Genomic DNA, 5,209 nt, shown 5'->3' with positions numbered 1-5,209 from the left:
TGTTGAAGCTTGAGCCGCCTGAGAGCTGGGAGCCGGATTTCGTCTACCAGCAGGTGAAGGACGGCCTTGCAGCAGAGGGAATTGATGTCCTCTTCAGGCTTGGCTTCAGGAACGACTATGCAATCGCAGTCAAAGAGTCATATGCTGAAGAGAAGAATCTCAGAACCATCAGCGATCTGGTGCCTCATGCCGGAACGCTCGTCTTTGGATCCGATCTCGTCTTCCATGAACGCGAAGACGGTCTTCCGGGGTTGAAGGAGGTCTATGGTCTCACATTTGCGGATGTCAGACCGATGTCGCCGACCCTGATGTACGAAGCGATTGCAAATGATCAGGTGCAGGCGATCCCGCCATATACCACCGATTCACGGGTTGATCTCTATTCCCTGAGAGTACTTCAGGATGATAAGGCGGCGCTCCCTCCCTATGAGACGATGCTTCTTCTGAGATCAGATCTCGCATCAGATGAACGGCTCGTCTCTGCCCTCTCTCTGCTCGATAACCGGATCGATACTGATGAGATGAGGGCATTAAATGCCGAGTTTGATAATGATAAGCGTGAAGCCAGGGATATCGCCCGTGACTATCTCAGGAGAGAGGGATTAATCTCCTCCTGATTTTGCCATATCGATCCAGGGAGCTGGTGTGACTCTGAAACGGCCGTTTGATCGTATCGAAACGATCGATATCCACGGAGTTAGGAAGAGATTTGGTGAGACGGTTGCAGTTGATGGGATCAGCCTTGATATCAGGGGTGGCGAACTCCTCATCCTGATCGGGGGATCAGGGTCAGGGAAGACGACCACCCTCAGGATGATCAACCGGTTAATCGATCCGGATGAAGGGACGATCGCAATCAACGGGATTGATACCCAGACGATCGATGGGATTGTACTGCGGAAGAATATCGGGTATGTGATCCAGCAGATCGGCCTCTTCCCCCACATGACGATCCGTGAGAATATAGGTCTTCTCCCTACAATTGAGGGGTGGAGCAGGGAGGAGATCGATTCGCGTGTTGCAGAACTCCTTATCCTCGTCCATCTCCCCCCTGATCAGTTCATGGACCGGTATCCAAAGGAGCTCTCAGGCGGCCAGCAGCAGCGGGTCGGCCTTGCCCGTGCCCTTGTAATGAACCCTCCCCTCCTGCTGATGGATGAGCCGTTTGGAGCGCTTGATCCGCTTCTCAGGCGGCAGCTCCAGGATGAGTTCATCGGGATCAAGGAGGATATCGGCAAGACGATCGTCTTTGTGACCCATGATATCAATGAGGCGTTCCGGCTTGGTGATCGGATCGCGATCATGCATGAAGGGCAGATCGTCCAGCTTGGTACTCCGCGGGATCTCATCCTGAATCCGGCAGACAAAATGGTCTCTGATCTCGTCGGATCTGATCGCCTCTTTGGGCATATCGCGTCACTCACCGTATCGGATATGATGGTTCCTGCTTCTCCAATTATATCAGGAGAGATGGAGGTTCAGTCGGCAATCGGGGTGATGGTACAGAGCGGATCAAAGATCGCCGTTGTGAGGAATAGAGCCTCCTCCTTCTCTGTTCTGCTGCTCTCCACCCTTCTCCAGATGAGGGATGAGGTGAAAACGGTTCTGGAAGCAACAGATCCGCCATTCTTCCTCTCCATGGATGCATCTCTCCTCTCTGCCCTTGAAGAGATGAAGGCCGCCTCCGTCTCTCTGGGTCTTGTGATGAAGGATGGGGAGCCGGCAGGGCTGCTTCTGCCGGACGATCTGATCACCCGGCTTGTCTGAAGGGGTGGTTCTGGTGATAGATGAGATCACGGCTGTCTGGATCACCTACAACCTCACTGAACGGACAATAGAGCATCTCTGGATCTTCTCTATCGCGCTTATCGCTGCGATCGTAGCGGGTGTTGCAATTGGCTTATTCATCTACCGGCGGAGGCGGTATGCCTCTCCCGTCTTCTCTTCCCTAAATGCGGTTGAGACATTCCCCGATATCGCACTCCTCGTCCTGCTCATCCCGCTTGCCGGGATCGGCACTGTCCCGACGATCATCGCCTGTGTCCTGTACTCGATCCTTCCGATCGCACGGAACACCTATACCGGTCTCATCTTTGTGAGTCCTGATCTCCTTGAGGTGGGCCGGGCAATGGGCCTTTCCGAACGATTCATCCTCCTCAAGGTCAGGTTTCCGCTGGCATTTCCGATGATCGCCGGTGGGATCAGGATCGCGATCGTCTTTACAATGGGGATCGTGACTCTCGGCGGTATCTTCGGGGCAGGGGGCCTTGGTGCCCCTCTCCAGACCGGGATCAACCTGATCCGGCCGGATATCATCTTTGTCGCCGGGATCTGGGTTGGGATCCTTGCGGTGATTTTGGATGGCATCGCCGGTGGAATTGAGGCTTCGCTGAAGAGGAGGTTTGGATCATGGTGAGCGGCCTCCTGCTGACCCCGATCCTCCAGCATATCGTTCTTGCCTATACCGCACTCTTTGTGAGTATCGCCCTTGGAATTCCGCTTGCTATTCTCGCGTTATATAGCAGGCCACTCCAGAAGATTGTGATGACGCTGGCAAACCTGATGCAGGCGGTTCCGACCCTGGCGGTTGTGGCGATTGTGGTTCCCTTAATCGGGATCGGGTTCTGGCCGGCAATTGTTGCGATTATCCTCCGGGCGCTCCTCCCGATCATCAAAAATACCTGGATCGGCCTCTCGTCTGTTGATCCGGTGCTGATAGCCTCGGCTGAGGGGATCGGCCTCTCGGAATGGGAGATCATCCGGTATGTCAGGCTCCCCAATGCCTATCCCGCCATCTTTGCCGGGGTGAAGTTTGCGGCGATCCTGGCAAACAGTGTCGCGATCCTGACAGCGATGATCGGGAGCGGCGGACTTGGCTCGCTCGTCTTTGAAGGGCTTGCCGGGGTGAATATGATGAAGATGCTCTCCGGTGCCCTGCCTGCGATCGGGATCGCTCTCTTCCTTGATGCGTCCTTCTCATGGATGGAGAGGCGGCTTCTGCCGCGATCCGGACAGAGTGGATTGGAGTGAGTTCTTCTCTCTCCTGGCTTCCCTCTTTTTGAAGATACCCTGATTTTCATTGGTGCGAAAAAAGTTGAAGTTTACGATGAACTTTTCATCTTCACCGCCAGATCAGATCATATGAAGTTACTTCCGATACTTGCATGCCTCTTTCTGGCAGCGTGCCTGGCGGTTGCCGGATGCGTCGGGGATCAGCAGGCGCCATCCCCGGATGGTAAAGCCGTTCTCGCTCTCCCCGGAACAGAATGGGAACTGGCCGCGATTGCGATCACCTCGGTGAACCTTGTCGAGGGAACAACTATCACCCTCACTTTTGATGAGGAGAGCCTCGGCGGCACTGCCGGTTGCAACCTCTACTTTGGCTCTTATACCCTTGATGAGTACAGGATCGCCGTTGAGGGGATCGGCTCCACCGAGATGTACTGCGGAGAGGCGGGTGTGATGGAGCAGGAGCTGCTCTACCTCACGCTCCTCGGGGAAGCGGCATCGGTCCGGATTGATGGCGATACCCTCACCCTCTCTGATGCAGACGGTGTGCCGAGCCTGATATTTGCGAAGGTTCCTGAGAAGGTGCCCATCGCCGCTGCCCTGCCGGGAACGGCATGGGAGCTTGGGACGATCGGATCCAAAGATGGAACCGCCTCGTCAGTTCTGAGCGGGACCACAATCTCCCTCGTCTTTGATGAGGAGACACTCGGGGGCTCTGCCGGATGCAACCGGTACTTCGGATCCTTTGAGGCTACCGGTGACGGAATCGCAATTGGAGCGATTGGATCGACGAAGATGTACTGTGGTGAAGCAGGGGTGATGGAGCAGGAGCAGCAGTACCTTGCAACACTTGGCGAGGTCTCATCATATGAGATTGGATCAGAAACCCTCACCTTCTTTGATGAAGAGGGAAATGCCAGGCTGGTCTTTCATCCAAAACCCAATGAAATAACCCTTGGGAACGGAAAGTGGATGCTCGAATCGATCACCGAAGATGGATTGCAGACAACTGTTCTTCCGGATAGGGCAGTGACCGCAATCTTTGATAACGGTTCTGTCGGCGGCACCGGAGGCTGCAACAGCTACTCGGCAGCATATGAGGTTTCTGAAGATGGAAGACTGAGGATCGAGCCGCCGATCCAGACACTCGTCTACTGTATGCCTGAAGCCGTGATGGATCAGGAGAGCAGGTACTTCTCACTCCTGACTGAGATGACGAAGTATGAGATTGAAGAGGATCGGCTTCTCCTCTCATCATCAGATGGCGGGATCATCCTCTCGTTTGTTCAGTTCACAGACTAAATATCAATGAGAGAAACCACAACCCTCTTTTTTCTGGTAGCTATCCTTTGTAAGAAGAGATTATCTGTAATGTTTCCTGACAAACTCACGGATCTTCAGTGATTCGAGCCACCCCTCATCGAGGAGTGTCACGATGCGATCGATCTCATATGCCTGATCGCTGATCTGTTCGAAGATCCCTCCTTCATTCATCGAGGTGAGGGCGACGATCACGGCAAGCGGGTTTCTGATCGAATCATTCAGGATCGCCAGTTTCTGTATCTGCTCCTCAATCTGGATGAGTGCTGTCCGCCTCAGCTCTTCAAGTTCTATATGTTCGGTGATATCCTCTGATATGCCGAGGAGATATGTGGGCGTACCTGACTCATCAAGGATAGGGATCTTTTTTGTATGGAGCACCCGCTCGCCCTTATTCTGTGTCATTATCGATTCTTCAGGGATATCCACCAGTGCCTTTGTACTGAGAGCATCATGATCCCTCAGAATAAATGCTTCTGCCTGCTCTTTCGGGAAGAAGTCATAATCGTTCCTGCCGATGAAATCGTCGCGGGATACGCCGAGGAGCTCTTCTCCTGCTTTATTGAACCTGACAAACCGGAGTTCTGCTGCATCCTTTACGAAGATCATATTTGGGATCTCCTCAACAATTGAGTTTAAGAACTTCTCACTCTCGCGAAGATCCGCTTCGATCCTGTTGCATCGGAGAATCTCCTCCTCAAGCTGGCTGACCTTCTTCTGGAGTTTTCGAAAGAGGACCTCATTATAATCCCGCAGCAGTTCCATCTCTTCCTCAAAGGTCTTTTCAGGTTGCGGAGCCCTCTCTCTCCCGGCTTCTTCAAGGACTTCCCTGACGATGCCGATGAGAATATCCGGTTTCTGCGGCTTGGTGACAAAACGC

The 5,209-nt window shown here is 53.6% G+C and carries 6 protein-coding genes; 5 read left to right on the top strand and 1 reads right to left on the bottom strand.

Features of this window, described 5'->3' with window-relative positions; translation table 11 throughout:
• The 5 genes from QCH34_RS02590 to QCH34_RS02570 all read left to right on the top strand — a co-directional run.
• On the top strand, positions 1-617 hold a 617-nt coding region (locus tag QCH34_RS02590), incomplete at its 5' end, for a glycine betaine ABC transporter substrate-binding protein (protein WP_300329622.1).
• Positions 618-645: 28 nt separating this feature from the next.
• Positions 646-1,767 carry an ATP-binding cassette domain-containing protein gene (locus QCH34_RS02585; protein ID WP_300329618.1) on the top strand — a complete coding sequence of 374 codons (1,122 nt, stop codon included), beginning with the start codon at positions 646-648 and terminating at the stop codon, positions 1,765-1,767.
• Positions 1,768-1,780: 13 nt separating this feature from the next.
• Positions 1,781-2,416, top strand: coding sequence for an ABC transporter permease (locus QCH34_RS02580; protein WP_300329613.1), 636 nt, complete (start codon positions 1,781-1,783; stop codon positions 2,414-2,416).
• A complete protein-coding gene (locus QCH34_RS02575) occupies positions 2,410-3,030 on the top strand; it encodes an ABC transporter permease (protein WP_300329610.1) in 621 nt (206 codons plus the stop codon). Before QCH34_RS02580 ends, QCH34_RS02575 begins: the two co-directional genes overlap by 7 nt.
• Positions 3,031-3,141: 111 nt before the next feature.
• Complete coding sequence (locus QCH34_RS02570) at positions 3,142-4,311, top strand: META domain-containing protein (protein WP_300329607.1); 1,170 nt, start codon at positions 3,142-3,144, stop codon at positions 4,309-4,311.
• Positions 4,312-4,371: 60 nt separating this feature from the next.
• Here the strand turns inward: QCH34_RS02570 and QCH34_RS02565 are convergent.
• Positions 4,372-5,209 (bottom strand): PAS domain-containing protein (locus QCH34_RS02565; protein WP_300329604.1); only part of this gene is annotated, 838 nt, incomplete at its 5' end.

Origin of the sequence: Methanocalculus sp. (assembly GCF_029762515.1) — an archaeon.
Lineage (GTDB): Archaea > Halobacteriota > Methanomicrobia > Methanomicrobiales > Methanocorpusculaceae > Methanocalculus.
The sequence above is the reverse complement of the archived record's forward strand: the minus strand, read 5'-3'. Positions and strand labels throughout refer to the sequence as shown.